The 3,405-nt window shown below is 64.9% G+C and carries 2 protein-coding genes and 1 pseudogene; all 3 read left to right on the top strand.

Annotation, left to right across the window (positions count from 1 at the left end; all coding sequences use genetic code 11):
* On the top strand, window positions 1–713 hold a 713-nt coding region (locus Adu01nite_RS47315; protein WP_203735985.1), incomplete at its 5' end, for a hypothetical protein.
* Between the two features lie 136 nt (window positions 714–849).
* A pseudogene (locus Adu01nite_RS47310) lies at window positions 850–1,290 on the top strand (transposase); the annotation flags it as partial.
* Between the two features lie 737 nt (window positions 1,291–2,027).
* Window positions 2,028–3,350 (top strand): group II intron reverse transcriptase/maturase, encoded by a 1,323-nt coding sequence (gene ltrA, locus Adu01nite_RS47305; protein WP_239133249.1) that lies wholly within the window; start codon window positions 2,028–2,030, stop codon window positions 3,348–3,350.
* The last annotated feature ends 55 nt before the right edge of the window (window positions 3,351–3,405 follow it).

Genomic DNA, 3,405 nt, shown 5'->3' with positions numbered 1-3,405 from the left:
ATCTCGTCAGAGCCGCAGAAAAGGCCGCCATGTCGGACCCCGACGTACGCCGTCGCCTCCAAACGCTACGAAAGGCCGTCACCGCTCTCTGGATGATCGGGGAAGGTGAACTCGCTGACGAATTGGCAGGCCGCACCTTCAATCTCAACGACATTAACGAGCTGGCACAACCTGCCGAGCTCTTACGGTTCCCCACGCTCCGTACGATCGACGATGAACCCTCGTCACTCTTGGCGAAGGAGCGGGACCAAGCTTTGGTCCGGGCGGTAACCCAGCTGGCAACCGACGGACAGCTCCCACGCGCCGAGACCCTCACCAGCCTGATCATCGACCAACTGGCGCAGGCACAGGCGCGGACCAAAGTGGTGCTGGCGCTGGCCAAAGCCGGTCACCACGAGCGCGCCCACGCGCTCGCCCAATCCGAAGAACAACCTCATCGGCGAGACTCGTGCCTCCGCGAACTCGCCGACGCCCTCTCCGATCTAGGCGCTATCGAGCGGGCCGAGGAGATCGCCCGCGCTATTAAGGACGACTTCCAGCGAGTCCAAGCCCTGATCGCCCTCGCACGCAAAGTCGAACCAGCACGGGCCCGGTTCCTCCTAGCGATTCCGCTTCAGCACGGAAGGCTGTCAGACATCATGGACTTGGTCGCTGCGGCATGCCCGGAGGCCATCGATATCATCGCCGACCATCTACTCACCGGAACTGCGTAACTAGGATCGCCGCGACAACTGGACATTGTTGCTCCAACGCTTCATCGCCGGTCTGAACGTCTTTGCCTGCATTCGTGGGGCACCTGTTCCGGGACTGTAAAAACAACGGTGTAACTCCTGATCAAGGAGACACCTGATGACTGTGACGAGCGAGGCCGCCGTGGATACTTTCGCGGTGGTCAAGAAGAAGGATCCGGTGGTCTCGCCGGAGGGTGTGGACGCCGAACTGGTGGGCCGGCTGGTCGAGCAGGCCCGCGCAGCGGGCCTGCAGCTGACCGGCGACGGCGGCCTGTTGCAGCAGCTCACGAAGCGGGTGATCGAGGCCGCCATGGACGGTGAGATCACCGACCACCTCGGCTATGAGAAACACGATCCAGCCGGCAAAGACGGCGGGAACTCCCGTAACGGGACCCGGGCCAAGACGGTGTTGACCGACGTCGGCCCGGTCGAGATCACCGTGCCCCGCGACCGGGACGGCTCGTTCGAGCCACAGATCGTCCGCAAACGCCAGCGGCGGCTGACGGGCGTGGAGGACATGGTCCTGTCGCTGTCGGCGAAAGGCCTGACGACCGGGGAGAGTGCGCCGTGAGGCGCTGTTGGATTGTGTGGAGGTGAGAGACCTTTGCCGCTGTTCTGTCGCAGCAGAGCGGTGAAGCTGGGGGCAGCCTGATCCGGGAGGTGCCGGGGAGGGTGGCAAGCGGCCCTGACAACGCCGGGACGTGTCAGCACTGCCAGATGGTGCGGGTCCGGCTAGCGAATCGGAAAGGCATACGCGAGGAACCGGCGTTTACGTCTCCTAAGTGGTCACCGGCTCGAACCTGGCGGATCAGGGCCGGTCGCGGTGCGCACCCGTTCTTCATGACGGGCGGGGAACTCCTGGGCGGGGATTTTCACCTCCGTAGGGAGGCCATGGTGAAGGTCTGCGGCGTAGTCGTGGCGATGCCGCGGGGACAAAGTCGGGTGCCTCCTTCGATGAGCGATCCAGCAGTGAACACGGGAACCACCCGACGACGGTTCCTGACTATGGGCAGCCAGCCTGTTGGTCGGGATAGGTGCACCGTCTGCTGAACGCGCCGGGTGGGGCGGAGCCGTCGTAGTACTCCGAGGTCGGGAGAGCCGATCACATGGGGAAGGACGGCAGCGGTTTGAGAAGGAGAGGACGCTGTGATGCCGAGAGATGCGCCGCCGAACGGCGGCGCCCCACCGGAACCGGTCCGGGAGGACAGTTTCGGGCGGGTATCGGGGATACAGACCAAACTTCACTGTTGGGCTGCAGCCGATGCGGGCCGCAGATTCGACGATCTGTTTAACCTCGTGCATGACCCGGCGACGCTGATCGTGGCGTTCGAACGGGTTGCGGGTAACACCGGGGCGCGGACTGCCGGTTCGGACGGCCTGACGGTCGCCCGGATCGAACGGGAGATCGGCGTCTCGGCGTTCCTGGACGGCATCCGGTCGGCGGTCAAGGACGGCTCGTTTCGTCCGCAACCGGTGCGGGAACGCAAGATCCCCAAGCCGGGTGGGTCGGGCAAGGTCCGCAAGTTGGGCATCCCGACCGTCGCTGACCGGGTCGTGCAGGCCGCCTTGAAGCTTGTCCTGGAACCCATTTTCGAGGCCGACTTCGAGCCGGTCTCGTTCGGGTTTCGGCCCAATCGGCGAGCACACGACGCGATCGCGGACATCCACCTGTTCGGCAGCCGAGGCTACCGGTGGGTGCTGGACGCCGACATCGAGGCGTGTTTCGACACGATCGACCACGCGGCCCTGCTGGGCCGGGTAAGAGATCGGGTCAAGGACAAACGTGTCCTGGCGCTGGTCAAGGCGTTCCTCAAGGCCGGGGTGCTCACCGAACTCGGCGAGCAACGCGACACCCCGGCCGGCACGCCGCAAGGGGGCATCCTGTCACCGCTGCTGGCCAACATCGCGCTCAGCGTGCTCGACGAGTACCTGCACCGCGAATGGAAGCCCGGCGGCCGGATGTCGACGGACAACAGGCGCCATCGCCGACGGGATCAAGGGCAGGCAACATGGCGGCTCGTCCGGTATGCGGACGATTTCGTCGTCATGGTGTTCGGCACCCGAGATCACGTCGAGGTGTTGCGCGAGGACGTCGCGGCCGTGCTCGCTCCGCTGGGATTGCGCTTGTCGCCGTCCAAGACGCGGATAGTGCATATGGCCGACGGGTTCGACTTTCTGGGTTTCCACATCCGGTGGAGACGCAAGATGGGCACCCGCGACCAGTGGCACGTCTACACGTTCATCGGTGACCGGCCGGTCCGGTCGCTGAAGGACAAGATTCGTGCCCTGACCCGCAGGTTGTCACAGCAAGACCTCGGGGAAACGCTGATCCGGATCAACCAGATCACGCGTGACTGGGCCAACTACTTCCGGCATGCCGTGGCCAAACACACCTTCGACCGGCTCGCCTACTTCATCTGGTGGCGGATCGTGCGCTGGGTCAAGGCGAAACGGCGCTGGAGGTGGAAGGACGTTCACCGCTGGCTGCGCACCCCGACCGGGTGGCGCACCATTGCGGTGGACGGGATCGAGCTGCACAACATCGCGTCGACCCCTGTCACCAGGTATCGGCGTCGCGGCAGAATTCCCACCCCCTGGCCGAGAGCGAACCATGCCTGACGGCGGAACCGTGGAGAGCCCGTTGCGTTGAAAGGCGCACGGCGGGTTCGGCGAG

Source organism: Paractinoplanes durhamensis (assembly GCF_016862175.1).
Taxonomy (GTDB): domain Bacteria; phylum Actinomycetota; class Actinomycetes; order Mycobacteriales; family Micromonosporaceae; genus Actinoplanes; species Actinoplanes durhamensis.
Note: the sequence above shows the minus strand (reverse complement) of the source record. Positions and strands in the feature narration are given on the sequence as shown.